At 61.8% G+C, this 20,043-nt stretch carries 20 protein-coding genes; 6 read left to right on the top strand and 14 right to left on the bottom strand.

The features are described 5' to 3' along the window. The first annotated feature begins 120 nt into the window (after positions 1-120). Both PSH73_RS16475 and PSH73_RS16480 read left to right on the top strand, forming a co-directional pair. Positions 121-1,419 (top strand): FAD-binding oxidoreductase, encoded by a 1,299-nt coding sequence (locus PSH73_RS16475; RefSeq protein ID WP_305460940.1) that lies wholly within the window; start codon positions 121-123, stop codon positions 1,417-1,419. 29 nt (positions 1,420-1,448) lie between these two features. Beyond that, complete coding sequence (locus tag PSH73_RS16480; protein ID WP_057441665.1) at positions 1,449-1,814, top strand: cupin domain-containing protein; 366 nt, start codon at positions 1,449-1,451, stop codon at positions 1,812-1,814. A 147-nt stretch (positions 1,815-1,961) separates the two neighbouring features. Here the strand turns inward: PSH73_RS16480 and feaR are convergent, their stop codons facing one another. From feaR to PSH73_RS16495, 3 genes are all read right to left on the bottom strand, one after another. Then, complete coding sequence (gene feaR / locus PSH73_RS16485) at positions 1,962-2,915, bottom strand: transcriptional regulator FeaR (protein WP_169990037.1); 954 nt, start codon at positions 2,913-2,915, stop codon at positions 1,962-1,964. 108 nt (positions 2,916-3,023) lie between these two features. Beyond that, on the bottom strand, positions 3,024-3,644 hold the full coding sequence (locus PSH73_RS16490; protein ID WP_057960127.1) for a DUF3156 family protein: 621 nt from the start codon (positions 3,642-3,644) through the stop codon (positions 3,024-3,026). Then, complete coding sequence (locus tag PSH73_RS16495; protein WP_057441676.1) at positions 3,589-5,088, bottom strand: APC family permease; 1,500 nt, start codon at positions 5,086-5,088, stop codon at positions 3,589-3,591. The genes PSH73_RS16490 and PSH73_RS16495 overlap by 56 nt, the downstream gene beginning before the upstream one ends. A 216-nt stretch (positions 5,089-5,304) precedes the next feature. On the opposite strand from PSH73_RS16495, the gene PSH73_RS16500 reads away from it, so the two are divergent. Continuing rightward, on the top strand, positions 5,305-6,633 hold the full coding sequence (locus tag PSH73_RS16500) for a hypothetical protein (protein WP_305460942.1): 1,329 nt from the start codon (positions 5,305-5,307) through the stop codon (positions 6,631-6,633). A 226-nt stretch (positions 6,634-6,859) separates the two neighbouring features. Beyond that, positions 6,860-8,347: an aldehyde dehydrogenase family protein gene (locus tag PSH73_RS16505; RefSeq protein WP_305460944.1), complete on the top strand. Its 1,488-nt coding sequence runs from the start codon at positions 6,860-6,862 to the stop codon at positions 8,345-8,347. Here PSH73_RS16505 and PSH73_RS16510 read toward each other — a convergent pair whose 3' ends face one another. Then, positions 8,348-8,749: a RidA family protein gene (locus PSH73_RS16510; protein ID WP_057441680.1), complete on the bottom strand. Its 402-nt coding sequence runs from the start codon at positions 8,747-8,749 to the stop codon at positions 8,348-8,350. 244 nt (positions 8,750-8,993) lie between these two features. Here PSH73_RS16510 and PSH73_RS16515 point away from each other — a divergent pair, with 244 nt between their 5' ends. After that, positions 8,994-10,229, top strand: a complete 1,236-nt coding sequence (locus tag PSH73_RS16515; RefSeq protein WP_128593341.1) for a DUF1835 domain-containing protein — start codon at positions 8,994-8,996, stop codon at positions 10,227-10,229. Here PSH73_RS16515 and PSH73_RS16520 read toward each other — a convergent pair. Beyond that, the gene (locus tag PSH73_RS16520; protein ID WP_186625956.1) at positions 10,226-10,366 is read right to left on the bottom strand and encodes a hypothetical protein; all 141 of its coding nucleotides are present in this window, start codon (positions 10,364-10,366) and stop codon (positions 10,226-10,228) included. The two genes, PSH73_RS16515 and PSH73_RS16520, sit on opposite strands and share 4 nt — an antisense overlap. Before the next feature lie 302 nt (positions 10,367-10,668). On the opposite strand from PSH73_RS16520, the gene PSH73_RS16525 reads away from it, so the two are divergent. Then, positions 10,669-11,742 carry an L-dopachrome tautomerase-related protein gene (locus tag PSH73_RS16525; RefSeq protein WP_186625957.1) on the top strand — a complete coding sequence of 358 codons (1,074 nt, stop codon included), beginning with the start codon at positions 10,669-10,671 and terminating at the stop codon, positions 11,740-11,742. A 180-nt stretch (positions 11,743-11,922) separates the two neighbouring features. On the opposite strand, the gene PSH73_RS16530 is transcribed toward PSH73_RS16525, so the two are convergent. The 9 genes from PSH73_RS16530 to PSH73_RS16570 form a co-directional block, all read right to left on the bottom strand. Continuing rightward, on the bottom strand, positions 11,923-12,240 hold the full coding sequence (locus PSH73_RS16530) for a hypothetical protein (RefSeq protein ID WP_186625960.1): 318 nt from the start codon (positions 12,238-12,240) through the stop codon (positions 11,923-11,925). 5 nt (positions 12,241-12,245) lie between these two features. Continuing rightward, positions 12,246-12,407: a hypothetical protein gene (locus PSH73_RS16535; protein WP_162947739.1), complete on the bottom strand. Its 162-nt coding sequence runs from the start codon at positions 12,405-12,407 to the stop codon at positions 12,246-12,248. 95 nt (positions 12,408-12,502) lie between these two features. After that, positions 12,503-12,841: a DUF2388 domain-containing protein gene (locus PSH73_RS16540; protein ID WP_057960135.1), complete on the bottom strand. Its 339-nt coding sequence runs from the start codon at positions 12,839-12,841 to the stop codon at positions 12,503-12,505. Positions 12,842-12,960: 119 nt separating this feature from the next. After that, positions 12,961-14,034 carry a methyltransferase domain-containing protein gene (locus tag PSH73_RS16545; RefSeq protein WP_057444279.1) on the bottom strand — a complete coding sequence of 358 codons (1,074 nt, stop codon included), beginning with the start codon at positions 14,032-14,034 and terminating at the stop codon, positions 12,961-12,963. Positions 14,035-14,079: 45 nt separating this feature from the next. Then, the gene (locus tag PSH73_RS16550; protein ID WP_115128610.1) at positions 14,080-15,528 is read right to left on the bottom strand and encodes an adenylosuccinate lyase family protein; all 1,449 of its coding nucleotides are present in this window, start codon (positions 15,526-15,528) and stop codon (positions 14,080-14,082) included. Beyond that, entirely contained in the window at positions 15,528-16,961 is a 1,434-nt protein-coding gene (gene purB / locus PSH73_RS16555) for an adenylosuccinate lyase (RefSeq protein ID WP_057441691.1), read from the bottom strand. The genes PSH73_RS16550 and purB overlap by 1 nt, the downstream gene beginning before the upstream one ends. 29 nt (positions 16,962-16,990) lie before the next feature. Further along, complete coding sequence (locus PSH73_RS16560) at positions 16,991-17,977, bottom strand: HOASN domain-containing protein (protein ID WP_057441693.1); 987 nt, start codon at positions 17,975-17,977, stop codon at positions 16,991-16,993. A gap of 39 nt (positions 17,978-18,016) precedes the next feature. Beyond that, positions 18,017-19,012 (bottom strand): HOASN domain-containing protein, encoded by a 996-nt coding sequence (locus tag PSH73_RS16565; protein WP_120733586.1) that lies wholly within the window; start codon positions 19,010-19,012, stop codon positions 18,017-18,019. A gap of 187 nt (positions 19,013-19,199) precedes the next feature. Beyond that, positions 19,200-20,030, bottom strand: a complete 831-nt coding sequence (locus PSH73_RS16570) for a hypothetical protein (protein ID WP_057960139.1) — start codon at positions 20,028-20,030, stop codon at positions 19,200-19,202. Between the last annotated feature and the right edge of the window lie 13 nt (positions 20,031-20,043).

The following is a 20,043-nucleotide window of genomic DNA, read 5'->3' on the forward strand; positions in this document are numbered from 1 at the left end:
CGCACGTCCATGGCGCGCTGAATCAAAAGCCCCGGCACGCAGGATCAAGACATTGCTGCCGCCAAAGCCCCTAATGAAGACATCTGCTTTAGAGCCTTCCTTCACTTTTCAGGCTGCGCCATGATCACTATTGAAACCCCCACGTATTACACCGCGACCAAGAAGTACAACCTGAGCTTTCCCACCCTGGAGCAGGACATCGAGGCCGACGTCGTCGTGATCGGCGGCGGCTTTTCCGGGATCAACACGGCGCTGGAACTGGCAGAAAAGGGCATCACCAATATTGTCGTGCTGGAGGCGCGCTACCTGGGCTTTGGCGGCACCGGGCGCAATGGCGGGCAGATCATGGCCGGCATCGGCCACGACCTGGAGAAAATCAAGCAAGACGTCGGCGAAGACGGCCTGCGCCAAGTGTTCGAGATCAGTGACCTGGGCGCCGACATCATCAAAGACCGGATCGCCAAGTACAACATCGACGCCGATTTCTGCCATGGCTACGGCTATATGGGCTTCAACGCCCGTCAGGAAAAGACCCTGCGGGCCTGGGAAAAAGACTTCAAGTCGATCAACAGCAAGCATGAAATCCGCTTTCTCGGCGGCTCCGACGTCCAGCAGATCATCGGCTCCGACGCCTACAGCAGCGCCCTGTTGCATATGGGCGGCGGGCATGTGCATTCGCTGAACCTGCTGCTGGGCGAAGCCACCGCCCTGGCCGGCCTTGGCGTGCGGATCTTCGAGAACAGCCCGGCGCTGGAAGTCAGCTATGGCGAGCGCATCACCGTGCGCACCGGGCGCGGCTCGGTCAAGGCCAGCAAGCTGTTGTGGGCCTGTGACAGTTTTCTCAACAAGCTGGAGCCGGAGCTGCATCGCTCGACCATCAACACCTACGCGTTCCAGATGATGACCGAGCCGTTGAGCGAAGAACTGATCCAGCGGATAAGCCCGATTCGCGGGGCCTACAGCGACATCCGCCCGGTGATCGACTACTACCGCGTGACCAACGAAAACCGCCTGCTGTTCGGCGCCGCCACGCCGCTGGTAGAGCACATTCCCGGCGATTTGAAAGCCTGGAACCGCAAGTTGATGCTGAAGATCTTCCCCTACCTCAAGGACGTGAAAATCGACCTGGCCTGGGGCGGCCCGATGGCCTGCAGCCCCAACCTGTTCCCCCAGATCGGCACCCTGCCGGGGCGCAGCAATGCGTTCTTCGTCCAGGGTTACTCGGGCTTTGGCGTCACCCCCAGCCACATCATCTGCAAGGTCCTGGCCGAAGGCATGAGCGAAGGCTCGGCGCGCTATGACCTGGTCAGCTCAGTCCACCGCCCGACGATTATCGGCAAGGACGCAATCCGCCCCTTGCTGCTGACCGCCGGCAAATCCTGGCACCAACTGTCCGGTTACTGGAATGGTCGCCGCTAACTCCATTTTTATCCCTCAGGAGCAACTGTATGGCCCTCGTTACCCTCAAGAAAGATATCCAGCTGTCTGAACTCGACGCCTGGGGCACCGTTGCCGATCTCGGCTCCGAGATCCTCGCCGGCGAGCTCAAGGCTTTCGGCAAAATGACTTTTGGTGCGCCCACCGACAAAGTCAGCAGCGCCTATTTCGGCACCACCCAGGGCAAATTCCGCATGGTCTACCCGTTTCATGAACAAGCCACAGTGGTCACCGGCGAGGTGCGCCTGACCGACGAAAACACCGGCCAAACCACCCGCTACCAGGCCGGTGACAGCTGGTTCGTGACCCAGGGCACACCCGTGCTGTGGGAAGTGGTCAGCGAGAGTTTCGTCAAGCACTACTTCGCGGTCGCATAACTGCGTTGCTTGGTGTGGGAGCGGGCTTGCCCGCGATGGCGGTGGATCAGTTAAGTACTTCTAATCTGACATACCGCAATCGCGGGCAAGCCCGCTCCCACACAAGCCCACTCCCACATTGGGGGTGGGCTGATTGATAAGTCGCGGTCAGGCCATTCCTACCACCTGCTGCAACCGGCTACTGCGAAACGCCTTGGGCGACTGCTCAAACTGCTTCTTGAACGAACGGCTGAAATGCGCAGAATCGGTGAAGCCCCATTTGTAGGCAATCGAGGTGATCGACTCGCTGCGCAGGAACGGGTTGATCAAGTCATCGGCGCTGCGCTTGAGCCGCGCGCGCTGGATGTAGCGGCAGACGCTGTCGTCCTGTTCTTCGAACAGCCGGTACAAATGGCGCACCGAGATGTTCAAGCGGCTGGCCAGGCCCACCGGGCTCAAGCCAGGCTGGCTCAGAGACTCATCAATGATTTTCTGCACGTAGCTGCGCAGGTTGTTGCCCTGCAACGCGGCCACGTCCTCGCGCGCGTCATCGTCCTGCTCCAGGGCCGAGCCCAGCAGTGACACAAAGGCACACTGCAGCGCCTCAACCTCGTCCTCGGCACCCTCGCTGCCCTTGCACAACTGGTCCATCAACACATGCAACATGCGCCCGCAGGCTTTGCTGGAGGAGATCTTGCCAAAGGTCTTTGATTGGCTGCCCATCTGCTTGCACACCTGGGTGCGCGGCAACGACAGCGAGATATGCTCGATCAAGCCGAATGGGGTGATTTCAATAGAGCCCACCGAGTCCATCAGCAGCAGTTCGCCAGGAGCCAGTTGCACCCGCTGGCCGTTCTGCACGATCTGCGAATAGCCGCTGCGCTGGCTGACCAAAAAGCAATCCTGATCGTTATCGCGGTCGGGGTTGGTCGCCTGGCGCTTGATCAACCCGGCATTGGTACGCAGGCTGGCCAACGACAGGCCGCCGCTGGCGAGCATGGAGAACTCGCCGATAAACAGCGAGCGGTTGAAGGCCAGTTCGGTGTCGAAGTGGCCGCACATGGCACGCAAGTCGCGGTTCCAGGTGTCGAGCCCCTGTTGTGCACTCTGTTGGATACCCATGGGTGTCTCCACAATGGCTTATTGTTTTTGTCGGGCAATAGTTAACATGTTATCTATATGCGCGCAACAAGTACCTGTCCACCATTGTGTTAGCACTAATGATGCCAATCAGAGCGTGCGCAATACGCGCTGCAAGCCGAGCAGCGCAGCCAGCAGTACATCCCGCTGTTCACGGCTCAGGGCAATGTAGCGTCGGAAGGCCGGCATGCGGTTGACCACCTCGCTGCCGCCCATGTGCTCCAGGCGTACGTGCCATTGCTGGGCATGCAGCTCGATGTGCAGGCGCTTGAAATCCAGGGGCATCAATGCCTCGTGCAGGGCGCTGTCCTGTTGCAAGCGCGCCTGCAATTGCCCCAGCAATGCCCCCTCGCCCGCGCGCTGCCGGCAGCAGATTCCAGTTCGTCGAATGGCCCCGCCATGGTGCAATTCAAAGCGTGCCGCGCCCTCTGCCGAGGCGGGTAGGCGCAGGCTGAATTCGGTCATGACCAGGTGCATCAACAACTGCGATTCGGTGCGCTCGCGGATTTCCAGGTGCAGGCTGTCGTCGTCCAGGAGGGCGTGCGCCAAAGTCGGCGATACCTGCTCGAAACGCGCCAGCCCGAGGTTGCGCTGCAACTGCCCCAGGGTGCGCCCAGGCTGATAGCCGGCGGGCGCCCGTTGCGCACTGAACAGTTCAGACAGCTTTTGCCGCAGTGCTGACATAGCCGTGATGAGCGTGACCCGGTTCATTGGCAAACTCCTTGGCCAGCACGTCTTCCACCGACGCCGGCGTGAATGGATTGACCTTCTGCACCACCAGGGTCCAGAACAGCGCATACACCGCAGTGCCGCCCAGCATCACGCCGAACGGGACATAGATATCCGCCGGGTTCATCCCTGGCGGCGTGATAAACCACATGCCCAACAGAATGCCGGCGCTGGACAGCAACTGCGGCAGCGGGAACCACGGCGAGCGATAAGCCCGTGGCAAATCGGGGCGACGAATGCGCAGGATCACCACCGACACCGTGACCAACAGGTAGGCGAAACTCCACGCACACACCGCCGCCAGCACCAGGTGCATGATGTTGTCGGTGTTGCCGCCCAGGTACAGCGCATGCAGGCACGGAATCAGCATCGCCACCAGGATGCACAGCACCGGAGTCTTGAAGCGTGGGTGCAGGTAGGTGAAGACCTTGGGCAACGCGCCATCCACCGCCATGCCATACAGAATGCGTGGCACACCGGCCATCAGGGTGTTGATGGTGGCGGCGCCGGCAAACAGAAAGCCAATGCCCAGCCACAGCGGCCCGATCTGCCCCATCACCTGTTCGGCAAAGCGTGGAATGGCCATGGGTGTGTCCAGCAGATGCACGCCGCTGGTCGCGTCCAGCACCACGTTTTCCACCTGGCGCTTCATCGCTGCGCCATAGATGAACATGCACGTTGCCACGCCCATCAGGCCGAGCATCATTGCCCGGGGCATGACCTTGGCCGACTGGCGCAAGTCCGGCGCCAGCGGGGTGACGAATTCACAGCCGACAAACATAAACATCGCCATGCCCACCAACGACAGCACTGTCACCAGGTCGGTGCCCACCAGGGACTCACCAAACCAGCCGTCCAGCTGCACTGCCGGCGCGGCGATCAGGCCCAGCACGCCAAACACCATCAAGGTGGTCCACATGCCGAAGGTGAGGATGATCTCGGCGCGGCCAAAGGCACTGACGCCAAACACATTGAGCACGCCGAACACCAGCACAAAACCGACACCCAGCAGCCACGAGCCACCGGCGGATTCGGCCAGGGTGTTGAGGTGTTCGAAGTTCACCAGGGCCATGACCCCGGCGAGGATGGTCTCGGCGGTGCCGGCAAACACATGCACGATCAAATACGCCGACAAGGTGCCGGTGATCGCAAAGAAACGGCCCATGCCGCAATTGATGTAGTCGTACACCGAGCCGGTGGTAGGCAGTATCGAGGCGGCCTCGGCGAAGGTCGTGGCCTGGGCCAGCATCATCACCACGGCCAGCAGCATGGCCAGCGCAAACGCGCTGCCGCCGATGCCAAAGCCCATGGTCGCGGTGAGAATCACCGGGCTGGCCATGATCAGGCCAATGGTGCTGGCCAACGCGGTGGGGAAACCCACCGTGCCCCGGTTCAGGTGCGCAGTAAGTCTGTCATTGCTCGACATGGTGCAGATCCTCGAAAGGGATTTTTTAGAAGTGTTTGCACTGTGCGCCCCGCCCCACCTGATCGTCTTGCCCCTGGCTGCCGCCGGTTTTGTTGCTCCCTGCCAGGGCTTGCAGCCTGGCGGCCAGGATCAATTACCTGGCACGCAGGTGAAAGACTTGCGCCGCCGACGCTCGCCCTAATGCGCCCTCAACTTAACCCTTGGGGGACTATAACAATGGAGCACACACGCAAAACCCGCCACCTGCGCCCGGCTGTCGGCCTGGGTCTGGCGCTGTTGATTGGCCAACCTTCAGCCCAGGCAATCGAACTGTATGCCGACGACGACACCACCGTCACCGGCAACTTCCTGGCCGTGTACGGCATGTTCAACAGTCGCAAGAACTACGAGGGCAGCCAGGGCGGTTCGACCTGGCGTGAAGGCTTTATCAAGTACGGCTTGAGCGTCGAGCAGACCCTGGGCGGCAACGCCAGTGTGTATGGCACCACCAACCTGGTGAGTTCCGGCACCTGGGGCGATGGCGATGCCTCCCGCGTGACCGACGGCAGCGAGCGCACCACCAAGTTCGACGAAGCCTTTGCCGGCTGGCGCTCGGGGGACCTGTTGCCGGCCCTGGGCAAGGATGGCCTGGACCTGTCGTACGGGCGCCAGATCATCACCGTGGGCGACGGTTTTATCATCAACGACGATGGCCCGAACCTGGGCAATGGCGTGGCCGACGGTGAGTTCGACCGCGGCGGCGCCTATTACATCGCGGCGCGGCATGCGTTCGACAAGGCGGCAGTGATGCGCCTGGGCGGCAAGGACGGCCTGCATGGCAGCCTGATGTGGATCGAGTCCGACAACCGCGCCCAGGCCCTGACCGAAATGGCCATCGGCACCCTGGAATACAGCGCAGCGCCAGGCACCCTGGGTCTGACCTACCTGCATGGCATCGACGTGGACGAGCGGTTTGCCAACGACCTGCAACGCCAACGCAAGGGCATGAACCTCTACAGCCTGCGCGGCACCGGGAATGCCGGGATCGACAACGCGCACTTCTCGTTTGAATACGCCTGGCAGGACAAAGACCCCGGCCCGGAAAAAGCCTGGTACGCCGAGGCCGGCTACACCTTCGCCGACCTGCCCTGGTCGCCGGACCTGACCTACCGCTATGCGCGCTACTCGAAAAACTGGGATGCGCTATTCGCTGGCTTCAATCGAGGGTTGGGTACCTGGGTCCAGGGCGAAGTGGCGGGCAACTACTCCGGGCCCTACAACAGCAACACCTCGGTGCAGCACGTGGCACTCAAGGTCAAGCCGCTGGACAACCTGACCCTCGGCGCACTGTTCTTCGACTACCAGACTGTCAGCAAGCGCAACATGCTCGACCTGGATGGCCGCGAGCTGGACCTGTATGTCGAATGGGCGGTGAACGAACACCTGATCATCACGCCGTTGATTGGCCTGTACCAACCGGACAAGGACCAGGAGACGGGCGGCAACCAGGTCGGTGGCAACGGCACCAACGTGTATAGCCAGTTGGTGGTGGCGGTGCCGTTCTAAGCCGTGGGTTGCACCTGAACCACCGCACTTCCCCTGTAGGAGCGGGCTTGCCCGCGATAGCGGTAGTTCATCCGCCGAATGTATCGACTGACACTCAGCCATCGCGGGCAAGCCCGCTCCCACAGGGGCATGGCAGCCACAGACATACGCCCCGGCAGGCACAGTCAAGCTGTCGCCTGCAGCGTTGGTTAGCCTCGGGGTTTCCCTTTTGATCAGGAACCTCCCCATGAGCGATATCGCGCTGCTGCCCACCGTCGAAGCCTTCTTGCGTCGAGACCACGGCCTGTTTATCGACGGTGGCTACGTCGCCAGCCAGTCCAGCCAGACCCTGGAGGTGATCAACCCTGCCACCGGCCAGGTCATCGCCACGGTCGCCGACGCGCAAGCCAGTGATATCGAGCTGGCCGTGACCTCCGCCAGGCACGGCTTTAAACAATGGTCGCAGACCGCCCCCGCAGTGCGCGGTAACGTGCTGCTCAAACTCGCCGACCTGCTGGAACGCCACCGTGAGGAGCTGGCACAGATCGAGACCTGTCAGTCGGGCAAGATCATCCAGATTTCCCGGGCGTTCGAGGTGGACCAGGCCGCGCATTTCCTGCGTTATTACGCAGGCTGGGCGACCAAGATCAGCGGCCAGACCCTCACCCCGTCACTGCCTTCGTTTGCCGGCGAGCGCTACACCGCCTTCACCCTGCGCGAACCGGTGGGCGTGGTGGTAGGCATCGTGCCGTGGAATTTCTCGACCATGATCGCCATCTGGAAACTCGCCTCGGCCCTGGTGACCGGGTGCAGCATCATCATCAAGCCCAGCGAGTTCACGCCGCTGACCCTGCTGCGCATTGCCGAACTGGCGGTGGAAGCCGGCCTGCCCGCTGGCGTGCTGAATGTGCTGACCGGCGGCGGCCGGGTGGGTAAGGGGCTGATCGAACACCCCGGCACCGACAAGGTGTCATTCACCGGTTCGGTGCCCACCGGCCTTGCGGTGGGCAGCGCGGCCATGGGTGCCGGCCTGACCCGCGCGACCCTGGAACTGGGTGGCAAAAACGCCGCGGCGTTCCTGCCCGATGTGAAGCTGGAAACCGCCGTCAACGGCATTATCGAAGCCGGGTTCCTGCACTCCGGGCAAATCTGCGCGGCGGCCGAGCGGTTCTTCGTCCACCGCTCGCAGATCAACCCGGTCATGCAAGCCCTGGCCCAGCGTTTGAGCCGACTGAATATCGGCTCGCCACTGGATGAGCGCACCGAGTTCGGCCCGGTCACCCACCGTCAGCACCAGCTGAAGCTGGAAGGTTTTTTTGCCACCGCCCGCGCCGAAAACAACACGATCATCCATGGCGGCCAGCCAATGGATTGGCAGGGTTGCTATGTCGAGCCCACGATCATTCTCGCCAACAGCATCAACGACACGCTGCTCACCGAAGAGACCTTCGGCCCCATCGCCACGTTCCTGCCCTACGACGACGAGGATGAGTTGCTGGCGTTGATAAACCACACCGCTGGCGGCCTCAGCGCCAGCCTGTGGACCAACGACCTGGGCAAGGCGCTGCGCATGGTCCCGGCGATCAACGCCGGCACGGTATGGGTGAATATGCACACCCTGCTCGACCCGGCCGTGCCGTTCGGTGGCAACAAATCCTCGGGGATTGGCCGGGAGTTTGGCAGCGCGTTTATCGAGGACTACACCGAACTCAAGTCGGTGATGATGCGCTATTGATCACCCCGGGATCAGCGCCTCCGCCTCGATCTCGATCAACCACTCGGGCAGCGACAGGCCGCTGACGATGATCCATGACGACGGCGGCGGATTGTCGGGGAAACGCTCGCGCAGCGCGGCAGCGATAGGCTCCTGCTGATCGCGGGCGGACTCGACGATATACAGGCGCAGCATGATCACATGGGACAGATCGCCCTCGGCCGCGGCCAGGACCTTTTCAATATTGTCTAGGGCGGTGGCGGTCTGCTCGGCGATGCCGGGGCCGACGGTGCGCTCGTCAGCATCCACCCCCACCTGGCCGGACAAGAGAATGCGCCGGCCCTCGCGCACTTCCATGGCCTGGCTGAAACCGTATTGCAGGGAGTTGAAGACTGTCGGGGGATTGATGGTTTTTCGTTGCATGACGACTCCTTGTTGTCTGTAGGAAATAAGGCTACCTCAAGTGTTTTTTCGGCTCTTGGAGAAGTTGCCGATTTCAACATCCAGAAACAGAACACCTTGCAATCCACCCTCCCCCTACCTATATTCGCGCCAGGCGCCATCTACGCCACCTTCCGCGGAAAGGGCCGCGCCCAGGACATGACTGCATACCTCATCACTACGACTCCCAACCTTAAAGCGGACAAGGTTTGTGCAAGGAGATCGTATGTCGCAACGCCCCGCCTCATCGGCCACTGACGGCCGTATCAACCTTGAGCAGCAGCGCAAGCGCGCCAAGGAACTGTTGCAGCGCCTGAAACATGGCACCGCGCCAACCGAACTGGCGCTGCTTGCCAACCCGCACCCGACGCTTTCCGATGCCCAATGGCTGATTGCCCGGCAACTGGGTTTCAGCAGTTGGCCCAAGCTCAAGGCCCATGTGGATGCAGTGGATTTCGCCGCCAACCACCCCGGTTTCGAAGCCAGCGATGAAGCGCGCACCACCCATTGGCGCTGCGGCAATGATATTGCCCACAGCCTCGGCGTGGCGGGGTTCAAGGGGCGGTTTCGGATGCTCAGCGACCCGCTGTGCATGGGCCCGGTCCAGACCTTGCCTGGCGAGGCCTACCGGGCGATGCGGGCGCGCTTCATCGGCCAGGCGTTTACCCTGGATGTGGCAGATGCCGCACGCCGCCTGGACGATGAGTACAGCCATCTTGAAGAGCTGGGCAGCGCCGACCACAGCGTGTTGTGGTGCGAAGCGGATGCCTATGACCAACTGTTCCTGATCCGTGCCCTGGCAGGTCTTCAGCACACGCCGGCCAGGCTGGAGTTGATCGCGGTCGACCGCATTCCCGGCGTGCAGCGCTTTATCGGCATCGGGCAATTGGCCCCGCAGGTGTTGGCCTGGCTGTGGCCCCAGCGCCGGCCAGTTGACGAGCCCATGCGCCAATTGGCGCGGCAGGCGTGGGCGGCCTATTGCGACAGCTCGCCCGTGGCCCTGGCACAGTTGGCCCGCAACCCCCTCCCCGCCTTGCCCTTGCTGGCCCCGGCACTGCGCCGACAGTTGCAGGAGTTGCCCGGCGCTCGCGATGGCTTGTCGCTGACCGAGCGCCTGGCCCTGCAGTATCTGGTAGAAGTCGGCCCCACGCCGTTTGCCCGGGTGTTCGCCGAGCTGATGGCCAAGCGTGAACCCCTGCCCTACCTCGGCGACATGATGTTCCATGCCCTGATGCGGCCGCTGATCGACGGGGCCTCTCCTTTGCTGACTGAGTCCGACAGCCACCTACCCTGGCCTGGCCGCACACTGGCGCTGACGCCCCTGGGCCACCAGGTGTTGAGTGGCAGCGAGTACTGGCCCGATCATGCAAGCCACGAGCGCTGGGTCGGTGGCGTGCAGATCGTAGCGGGGCAGCCGCACTGGACGATCGACGACAAGGGCGTGCCAGCCTGGCGGACCTAACGCCCCTGGCTGAGCATCTGCAGGTTCATCGCCACGAGCTTGCGCCGCTTGGACAAGGGCTTGCCGGCGTGTTTATGCAAGGTGCACAGCTCGAGGTCATCCTCGATGACCAGGATGCGTGCGGAAGGAGATGGCATAGGCGGCAGATGATAACCGTTCACAATTAGGCCAGTTTCTCACCCGGGGAAACATTGCGCAACGAACGTGGCGTATTGGGCTGTGTGAACGCGGATTATCAATATTTTGAAGAAACTGATTGCATCGAACCTGGGCTTTTTCAGTTAAACGCCAGCAATCAAGCTATCTCCTCGTTAGGTCACGTCACCAGATGCAGGAGAATCATCATGTCGAAAGCCACCGTCAGCCAGTTCATGCACACCCTCCATCAACGCCTCACCGAGTTGTGGGATACCTGTGCCCGCGCTGGGGGAGCACGCTCATGACCCGTTTGCTGCTGGGCGCCGCCATGCTGGCACTGCTTGCCGGGTGCGCCACCGTCAAACAGCCCGAGTTGGACGTCGCGGTCCAAAGCTCCGGGCAGATCTGGAACGCCGTAGCGCACTACAGCGGCCGCACGTTTCTCTCGGGGCCACGCTGGACCGGGACCCAGGGGCCACAACTGACGGCAATCGACCAAAATGGCCAGCGCGCTGCCTATCCAAGCGGTGCCTGGAACAGTTGGGCACCAGGGCGGGATGCTGCCAACGTCTTCGTGAACATCAATGCCCTGCGCCTGGAGGGCGACAAACTGTGGGTGGTGGATACCGGATCGCCCGAATTCGGCGGCAACCCTGTCAGCCAAGGCGCAAAGCTGGTGTGTATCGACCTGCCTACAAACCAGGTGGTTCGCACCTACTTCTTCGGGCCGGATATCGCCATGGCCGGCAGCTACGTGGACGACGTCCGCTTCAGCGCCGGCAAGGCCTTCCTCACCGATGCGGGAAATGCCGGCATTATTGTCGTCGACCTGAAGACCGGCGAAGCCCGGCGCGTGCTGAACCAGCATGCCTCAGTGGTCGCCCGGCCCGACCGGGACTTGATCCTCAGCAACCAGGTGGTCAAGGCCCCCAACGGCCAACCCCTGCGCGTCAACGCCGACCCGCTGGAAGTCAGCATTGACGGCGTCTGGCTGTACTATGGCGCGCTGCAAGGCCCGTGGTTCAAGGTGCGGATCCAGGACCTTGCGAACCCGGCCCTGCCCCCGGAACAACTGGCCGCGCGGGTAGAATTCTTTGCCGATATACCGGCAACGGGAGGTTCGGTCATGGATGCACAGGGCAACCTGTACTTTTCCGACCTGGCCCACGACGCCATGCGCGTGCGCCGCCCTGACGGACAGATCGAAACCCTGATCGTGGACAAGCGCCTGCATTGGGTTGACGCGCCCTTCCTGGACAAGGACGGGACGTTGTGGCTGCCCACTCCACAAATGGACCGCGTAGCCCTGTTCAACAAGGGTAAATCCCTGGTGCAGTGGCCGGTGGGGGTTTATCGCTTATCGATACAGCGCTGATAAGCGCGACTGCAGATTGCTTAACGCTTTCACATCCCTTTCACAGTCGGGCGCCTAAGGTGATCCCAGCTCCTAGTGAAAACCTTTAAGCCCGCACTCCCCATCGCGGGCTTTTCTTTGTCTGGGATTTGGCTGAAAGCGGGGTGCCCGGCATCTGCATGCCGGGCCAGGAAAGTGCAACTACAACAATACCGTAGCCAGCATCCCCAGCGCCCCCAGGCAAAAGCCGATCAATGCGCCGCGCCCAGGTGCCTCATGGAACAGCGCCCAGACCACCACAGACTCCAGTAGCAACAAGGACGTGACCGAGACCACGGTGACGATCCAGATATCACCGACCGCCACATACCCCAGCCAATAGGCGCTCAACAGGCAAAGCCCGGCAAAGCACATCAGCACTACAGGCATGATGAATGCCTGCCATGAACCGTCGCCGGCATGGGCCAGCCTGGCGGTGACTACCTCGCTGTAGATTGCACAAAACTCACCGATCACCATCAACCCTAGAGCAAAAACTCCGAGTAGTTCTTTGGACATATCAAAAACTCCTTCGTATTCAGCGCAATGTTTTTCAGCTCCCAGCGCGCGATGCCGCTCACCAGGGAGTTGTTGCAGTGATACGACGCAGCCTTGAACAGGCCTGAATTACCGAAGTGCTTTTGCATGCTCATGTCCTTCAACGGGTGTGAGTCGGCTCAGCCCCAACTAAGGAGGGCTGGCTCAGATCATACGTTCCGTTGAGCGGCGTGAACAACCAACACTAGAGTGCCGGTATAGATGAGGCCGCGATCGCCAGGGCCAGCTGTGCGTCAGACATCAGCGGCGGCGTGTAGGTCGAGCGATAAAACCTGCTTGCCTGCTCGAACTGTGCACCCCGGATCTCACCATCGGAGCCAATGAACGCCAGCGCGTCACTTTTGGAGGATTTGAAAAGCTCTGGAATGTAGGAAGTACCGGCGGTGGCTCCCGAGGTAATCACAAAGGGCGCTACCGAGGTGAGCATAAGCGCCCCCTGGAACGGGTTATTGTTTTCGGCGGCCACAGCGGGGTTGCCAATCGACACCAGGAGGACGATTGCCAGGGGTTTGCAGAAATCCATGGGTGATTGCTTCCGTGCGTTCAGAGGGGCGCCACGATAACAGAGTTGGGCGGTCCATCACGCAGGTGTCGCAGGAGCATGCCCGGGAACGTGTACCACACGCCCCCGGGCACGCTAGGTCACGGCTTGAGTTCAAACAACGCCGGCATTGGCGGCCATTCGGAAGGTACCTTGCGGAAGTGGCTGAACCCGGCGGCTTGCGCCATCTGCCGTGCGCGCTTCTCGCCCATGAACGCCCCCAGCCCTGCCCCACCGTGGGACAGCGAGCAGGTCATGCAATACAGGGTGCTCTGCGGATACATCACTCGACCGAACAGGTTCATGTTCTCGTGAAGCTCTTCGGACAGGTTGAGCTCGACCATCAGGTAGGTGCCGTCTTCGGCCGTCGCGGCGCGCAGGTCCTTGAGCATCTGCTGAGGATCGGTGGCATCGTGGATCACCACGAAGGTGGTCACGAAGTCGAATTGCTGGCCTCGCAAGGCATCCGAATCGTTCACCTCGAATTGCACCCGGTCACCGACCCCGGCTGCCTCGGCATTGGCCCGTGCCAGCTCGATGGAAGGCAGGTGAAAGTCGCAGCCGACAATCCGGGCCTCAGGGTACGCCTTGGCCATGGTGATCGCCGCAAGGCCGGCGCCGCAACCGAAATCCAGGACACTGCCGCCGGTCTTGAGCTTCTCTTCGACGCCGTCCAGGGAAGGAATCCAGTGCTGCACCAAGTAGTGCTTGTACCAAGGCATGGTCATGCGCTCCATGCCTTTCCAGGTTTCCAGCGGAAACGCCTCTTCGGCGCAACCACCACCGTGGCGAAAAGCTTCGATGACCTTGGGCGCCATGCTCACGAACGGCACACTCAGCTGAATGATCCCACCGGCAAAATAGGGCGAGTCTTCATCGGCGAGAACCGGCACAAATTCAGCGGGCATCTGGTAGCTACGGGTTTGCGCGTCATAGGTCACATAGCTGCCGGTGACCATGCTGCCCAGCCATTCGCGCAAATAGCGTGCGTTGTAGCCGGTCTTCTGCGCCAGCTGTTCCAGGGTCACGGCCTCACCGTCGGCCAGTGCCTTGAACAGGCCAAGCTGGTCACCGATGTAGAGCATCGCACCGCGCAGTGTGTTGCCGTAATCCTCCATGATCCGCGCGGAAAACTGCTGGACCTTGGTTTTATCAACTTCCATAACCTTAGACATCTGTCTCTCCTTGATAAGTTTGCAAGCCTGCTCATTGAGCAAGGGTCAGCGGTCCGTCAGTTTGGACAGCACGTTATCGACAATGCGTTCGGACATGCCCAGATGGCTTCTGGGCTCGAACAGCCGCGCCAGGACGCCTGCATCCATGACAGCGACCACCCGGGTATCGGCCTCGATCGCCGTGCGGATCGACACGTGATCGCGCTGGCTCGCCTGGGACACTTCGAAGATGATTTGGTAGGCGCTGCTCTTGCCGAGCTTGCGTGCCATTTCGAACACCACGGCTTCGGTGCAGATCGCATCGCCATAGCCCTGGGCGGTGCATTCCATCTTCTTGACGTTAACGGTCAGCCCGTCGATGGTCTCGGTCAGAATCGAGAGCGCCATCAGCGCATAGTGCGAAACGTCCGCCACCGCACACCACTCCAGGCGCGTGCCACGGTAATCGCGCTCGTGCTCGAGGATCATCGCGTCCAGCGCGAGCACGACCTGGGCCTTGGCTAACCGCGCCAGGACCACGACCTGCTCGCAGCCCTCGGGGTTGCGCTTGTGGGGCATGGTGCTGCTGCCGATCTGCTGATCGCTCCAGCCCACTTCCACCTCGCCGATTTCCCAGCGATTGAGCGTGCGGATTTCGTCGGCCACACGGGCCAGCGATGCCGTGACCATGGCCAAGGTACTGACGAACTCTGCGACACGGTCACGGGATACGTGCCATCCGGTCAGGGGTACTTGCAGCGACAAGCGCTGCGCAAAACGCTCCAGCATGGGCATCGCGTCCGGACCGAACGCCGCCATCGTGCCGACCCCGCCAAACAGCTGCACCACCAGCACTCGCTGGCGGGCCTCAGCCAGGCGCTGGCGGTGGCGCAGCAGTTCATCAATCCAGCCGGCGACCTTCAGCCCAAAGGTGGTTGGCAAGGCTGGGATCGAATGGGTCCTGGCGACCATCAGCGAATCACGGTGCGCATCGGCCAGCGTCGACAGTTTGCCCAGCAAGGTCTCCAGGGCCAGGTCCATCGCGTCGAGGACGTCGCGCATTTCCATGGACTGGGCGGTGTCCTGTATGTCCTGGGTGGTGGCGCCGTAGTGCACGAATTCACGGGCACTCGGGCTGCAGTTTTTTTGCAGGGCGCTCAGCAAGGGCATCAGCGAATGACCGGTGGCAGCCACGCCTTCGGCCAACTGGCGCACATTGATGCCCGACAGCAAGGCGGCTTTTTCGATCTCCAGGGCGGCCTCGAGCGGGATGATATTGACATCGGCCTGGGCCATGGCCAGCGCAGCTTCCACATCCAGCCAGCGCTGCAGGCGGCAGTGACTGCAGAAGATCTTGCGGCTCTGCGGGCCGGCATAGCCTGAACCGTGGGTTTTCGAGTCGAGGATGTGGCTGTGTTCGTGCCGGCACTGCTCGCCGTCATGACCCAGGCCGAGGTGTTCCGAACGAGCGGTGCAAGATGCACGGGCTACCTTTTCCAACGTTTGCGAATCCATCACATACCCTCCATCGCGTACTGGGACTGACCGACATTTCCTGGGGTTGCCATCACCGCTTCAAGGCCATCGCTTGAAGACCGGGGTATCGCTTTGTTCGCCACCAATTCGACCATCTGTGCCGCAAGCCCCGTGTAGGTGGTCGGGTCAAGCAGGTCGTCGAGCGCTTGGCGGGTGAAACAGCCGTGCAAACGCTGATCGTTGAGCAGGGCTTCGCGAAAAGAAACACCCGCGCCTTGGGCTTGCAGAGCTATTTCGTGGACCAACTGATGGGCCGTCTGCTTGCCCAGGCGAGGCGCCAGCGCGAGCATGACCCGCTCCGACAGGATCAGCCCGTCCAGCAAATCCAGGTTGCTGCGCATGCGCGCTTCGCGCACGTCCAACCCGGCCAGCAGCACACCCTCCATCCGTGCAAGCAAGGCACCGGCGTAGATGAACAGCTCCGGCAAGGCCGCCCATTCGATGCGCCAGGTGGTGCCGTCACGCTCGTGCAACTGGAACGCCGCATCGGTCAGCGCGAGCATTTGTGCGCGTACCAGCCGCGAAAGCGCGCTGATCAGATCCACCGTCGACGGGTTTTGCTTGTGGGGCATGGTGCTGCTCCCCACCTGCCCTGCCCGGCGGCCTTCACGCACTTCATCTATCTCGGTGCGTTGCAGGTGGTAGATCTCATTGGCGACCCGGCCCAAGGTCGCCGAGGCCTGGACCAGCAGCCAGGCCGCCTCCAGGACCCGGTCGCGGGCGCTGTGCCAACTGCTCAACGGTGCCGCCAGGCCAAGGCTTTCCAGGGTCCGGCGCTGTACCTCCAGGCCCTGTGTGCCCAAGGCCGCCAAGGTGCCCACGGCGCCGGTCAGGTTGCCCACCATTACCCGGGCATACGCCTCATCAAAGCGCTCAAGGTGTCGATCAATTTCATCGACCCACACCGCGACCTTGTAGCCAAACGTGGTGGGCAGCGCTTGCTGCCCGTGGGTCCTGGCGACCATCGGCGTGTGCTTATGCTGCAGGGCGAGCGTGAGCAAATGCCCACGAATCCCCCGCAAACGCTGCAAGACCAGGCCCCAGGCATCGCGAACCTGCAAGATGAGCCCGGTGTCGAGGATGTCCTGGGTGGTCACGCCGTAATGCACGTATTCACCCAACCCATCGGCGCACAAGGCCTCCAGTGCGCGAATGGTCGGCACCAGGATGTGCCCGGTTTCCATGCTCTCGCGCCCCAGTGCGTCGAGGTCGAGCAGCTCCACACTGGCCACCCGGGCGATTTCCCGCGCAGCTTCATGGGGGATGATGCCCATCTGCGCCTGGGTCGCCGCCAGCGCTGTTTCAACATCGAGCCACTTCTGCACCTGATTGGCATCAGAGAAGATCGCGGCAAATTCCGGGGACGAGTAAGCGCCCCCGTGGATACGGGATTCTGATATATGACTCGGCATGTCGGGTTACTCGCGTTGTCCAGGGAGGGCTACTTCACGCGCTGCACTTCTTCCCAGACAGCGTCGTAATAAGCCCTCTCCAGCCGGAAGTGCTGGGCCAGGGACGTCAGGAATGAATTCTGGAACGCGAGGTCCGGAATACGCCGTGAGATCAGCGCCCATTCACGCTTGGCCCGCGGCGGGACAAGGCTGATATGCACTTCGTAGTACTCCGCGTCGTCCTGGCTCAGGCCAGCGTTGCGCAAGGCGTTGTACAACTTGCCGTGGTTGCCGGGAACCACCAGTTCGGTGATGTAGAACACCGCCAGGCCCCAGCCGACATCCGGGTTGCGAAAGCACCGGGCCCGGTTGTTCAGGTAGGCGATCTCTTCGGGCATGGTCGAGATGGCGTCGAAATCGGCAGGCAGGCCCACGGCGCCGAGGAGCTTGGCCAACAGCCGTGGGTGGGAGCGCTGCTCGTCCTCTTCGCCCAGCTCGCCGTAGAGGTAACGGCCAAGCGCGGCTGCCTCATCCACGTCGGTGAGGTTGACCAGCAGGTCCGCTGCGTCGCGGTACAGGCGGAAGGTGCGGAACCACTGGTGATGCAGGAACACCTGCAGTTGCTCACGGGAGGCCTTGCCTTCAAATATGTACTGCGACATCGGATGGTTTTCCCGCGACTGCGCGGCGATTTCCTCTTCCAGGCGCTGTTGGAAGCCAGCTTCGGACAAGGGCGATGCCAGGTCCGCAGACGGCATGAAACGCTCTTGCACGCCATAGATCGCATTGGCCAGCCAGCGCCGGGTCGAGGCAGTGGCGACGTCATCGCTCAGCGACAGGATGTACAACAATTGCTGACACTGCGCCGCGTTCGCGGCATCGCCCCGGTGGCCCGATTCGCACAAGGCGCGCAGCATATTGGCGGCAATTTCGATACGGTTGAATGTCGTGTCAGGTTTGAGCGCCTCAGCCAGCAGGCGGGCTTCAGCGGTGTGAATGCTCTGTAATTGCGGCAGCGAAAAATTACGTGGGCTCATCATGTGCTCCATTTTTTTGTTCTAGGGTCGCTGGGAGGATCAGGCGGGCAGGCGTTGTTCCTGCATCTGCTGCCACAGGCTGTCGAAGTAGGCCTTGTTGATTTCGAAGTGACGCTTGAGCGCCCGCATGAACATGCGCTGGAAGCCTTCATCACTGGCGAACTTGGCGATCAGTGCCCACATTTCCTCGGTGTCGATCTCATCCTGGGTGCCATGCAGGCGGTGGAACTCACTGGGCCCCTCTGGCACCTCAAGGCGCTGCAACAACTCGTAGATGCGCCGATGGTTGACGCAACTGACCGACTCGACGGCGTACAGCAACGCCAGGCCCCACGCCACATCGGTGTGCCGCACACAACGAATGCGATTGTTCAGGTAGGCCTTTTCCAGGGGGTGCAGTGCCGGGAAGTCAATCGCCAGCGGAATATCGAAATACTCCATGAGGTGGGCCAGCATCGCCGGGTGGGAACGCTCCGGTGTCTCCGCGCCCGCTTCGCCGTAAAGGTTGCGGTAGAACACCGACGCGTCCTCAATGGCTTCGAAGCGAAAGGCCAGTTCGGCCAGCAGGCTGTAGAAGTTGTAAGAGCGGGTCCAGTGGTGTTCCAGGAAGAAGCGCACGTCTTGCACCGGCGGCGTGCCCTGGAACAGGTGCACCGACATGGGATGATTGACCCGGCTGCGTGCGGCGATTTCAGCATCGACCTGCTTGCGGAACTCATCCGCCGGCAGTGCGGTGAAACTCGGCAGGTCGGCGGCGAATTCATCTTCAACGCGGTAAACCTCACTGGCCATCCAGCGACGGGTCGGCTCGGTGCGCGGCTCGCCGGGAATGTGCAGTTGCAGCAGTGCTGACTGGTAGTGGGCGTAGGCGCCGGCGTCTCCCGACAGGCCTTGCCGGGTCAGCGCGAGCAGCGCTTCCAGCGCGCTGGTGACCTGGGTGTATGGCGCGCCGGGCTTTAAAGCATCAGCCATCAGCGCCGAAGCGATGGTGCACTGATGGGCGTCCGGGCGTTGTTGCAGGGCAGCAGTATCCATTGATAACCCCTTTGATCCTTATTTTTATGATGTTTACGTACTCGAAAAAAATCCTAAAGGTTCCTCCAGTGGCAAGGTCAACACCTGTAGGAAAATTCTTTTCATTGAGTTGAAACAGCCCGTAACCAGGGCTGTTCGCCCCGCCGATGGCTGACCAACGGCGAGGCGAGGATGCCGGGGGGAGGCTTCAGGACGCGGCGGGAACTGTCACGAGGAAAGGCACGGTACGAATTTTGTCGCCTCCCTTGAATTGAATCCACAAGGCATAAGGCCCCGCATGCGCGGGCTTGGCATGCAGCATCAACTGCGCCGAGACTGCGCCTGGGTCGCCATGGTCACCGTGGGCGGCCTGCGCCGCCATGGCGTGCGCATGCACATAGTCCAGCTCATCGGTACTGACGAAAACCGCATGGGCCGCCACACCCAGGTAGGTGTCCAGGTCCTGGGCCGGCTTGCCATCCTTGAGCACGGTCAGCGACATCATGCTTTCGCTGCCGGCACGCAAGGCCGACGTGTCCAACTTGACCGTGTACGGGCCATCGCTACCTTGCTCCGGCTTGGCCGGCGCCTGGGCCACCGCATCGCTGCCGCCTTGTACTGGCACCTCGAAGCGCACCACCTGCTGGCCAAGCCCGCTCGGCACGGCATCGGCATAGACGTAATAGGTGCCCGGCCGGGGAAACTTCATCGCGACCTTGAAGCGACCATCAGCGCCCAGCTTGGCCGCGTGCTCATGGATAAAGCTGGTGAAATGGCTGTCGGTCGCCAGCACATGAAGGCGCTGGGTCAGTTCTTCGTCAAACTGCACGATCGGTTGCCCGGTGGCCTTGTCGGTAAAGGCAATCGACAACTCACGTGTCAGTGGGCCGGTTTCTTTGACGATCAGCGCGCCAACAGCCTTTTCGCTCTCGCCGGGCAGCGCGAACGTGCCTTTGATGCTTTCCTGGGCTGCCATCGACGGCATTGTCGCCGCGCCTAGCACTGCCAGGCCAACGGTTAGAACCTGCTTGGTATCCATCTGGGTGACTCCT

Source organism: Pseudomonas sp. FP2294 (assembly GCF_030687625.1).
In the GTDB taxonomy this organism is placed as follows: Bacteria; Pseudomonadota; Gammaproteobacteria; order Pseudomonadales; family Pseudomonadaceae; genus Aquipseudomonas; species Aquipseudomonas shahriarae.

Excerpts from the sequence above, each read along its gene's own strand:
- feaR (WP_169990037.1), bottom strand. The coding sequence starts at position 2,915 with ATGGGTATCCAACAGAGTGCACAACAGGGGCTCGACACCTGGAACCGC.
- PSH73_RS16535 (WP_162947739.1), bottom strand. The coding sequence starts at position 12,407 with ATGCAAAAGCACTTCGGTAATTCAGGCCTGTTCAAGGCTGCGTCGTAT.
- PSH73_RS16565 (WP_120733586.1), bottom strand. The coding sequence starts at position 19,012 with ATGGATACTGCTGCCCTGCAACAACGCCCGGACGCCCATCAGTGCACC.
- PSH73_RS16570 (WP_057960139.1), bottom strand. The coding sequence starts at position 20,030 with ATGGATACCAAGCAGGTTCTAACCGTTGGCCTGGCAGTGCTAGGCGCG.
- PSH73_RS16525 (WP_186625957.1), top strand. The coding sequence starts at position 10,669 with ATGACCCGTTTGCTGCTGGGCGCCGCCATGCTGGCACTGCTTGCCGGG.
- PSH73_RS16505 (WP_305460944.1), top strand. The coding sequence starts at position 6,860 with ATGAGCGATATCGCGCTGCTGCCCACCGTCGAAGCCTTCTTGCGTCGA.
- PSH73_RS16510 (WP_057441680.1), bottom strand. The coding sequence starts at position 8,749 with ATGCAACGAAAAACCATCAATCCCCCGACAGTCTTCAACTCCCTGCAA.
- PSH73_RS16515 (WP_128593341.1), top strand. The coding sequence starts at position 8,994 with ATGTCGCAACGCCCCGCCTCATCGGCCACTGACGGCCGTATCAACCTT.
- PSH73_RS16500 (WP_305460942.1), top strand. The coding sequence starts at position 5,305 with ATGGAGCACACACGCAAAACCCGCCACCTGCGCCCGGCTGTCGGCCTG.
- PSH73_RS16545 (WP_057444279.1), bottom strand. The coding sequence starts at position 14,034 with ATGTCTAAGGTTATGGAAGTTGATAAAACCAAGGTCCAGCAGTTTTCC.
- PSH73_RS16540 (WP_057960135.1), bottom strand. The coding sequence starts at position 12,841 with ATGGATTTCTGCAAACCCCTGGCAATCGTCCTCCTGGTGTCGATTGGC.
- PSH73_RS16530 (WP_186625960.1), bottom strand. The coding sequence starts at position 12,240 with ATGGTGATCGGTGAGTTTTGTGCAATCTACAGCGAGGTAGTCACCGCC.
- PSH73_RS16495 (WP_057441676.1), bottom strand. The coding sequence starts at position 5,088 with ATGTCGAGCAATGACAGACTTACTGCGCACCTGAACCGGGGCACGGTG.
- PSH73_RS16560 (WP_057441693.1), bottom strand. The coding sequence starts at position 17,977 with ATGAGCCCACGTAATTTTTCGCTGCCGCAATTACAGAGCATTCACACC.
- PSH73_RS16490 (WP_057960127.1), bottom strand. The coding sequence starts at position 3,644 with ATGAACCGGGTCACGCTCATCACGGCTATGTCAGCACTGCGGCAAAAG.
- PSH73_RS16520 (WP_186625956.1), bottom strand. The coding sequence starts at position 10,366 with ATGCCATCTCCTTCCGCACGCATCCTGGTCATCGAGGATGACCTCGAG.
- PSH73_RS16480 (WP_057441665.1), top strand. The coding sequence starts at position 1,449 with ATGGCCCTCGTTACCCTCAAGAAAGATATCCAGCTGTCTGAACTCGAC.
- PSH73_RS16550 (WP_115128610.1), bottom strand. The coding sequence starts at position 15,528 with ATGGATTCGCAAACGTTGGAAAAGGTAGCCCGTGCATCTTGCACCGCT.
- purB (WP_057441691.1), bottom strand. The coding sequence starts at position 16,961 with ATGCCGAGTCATATATCAGAATCCCGTATCCACGGGGGCGCTTACTCG.
- PSH73_RS16475 (WP_305460940.1), top strand. The coding sequence starts at position 121 with ATGATCACTATTGAAACCCCCACGTATTACACCGCGACCAAGAAGTAC.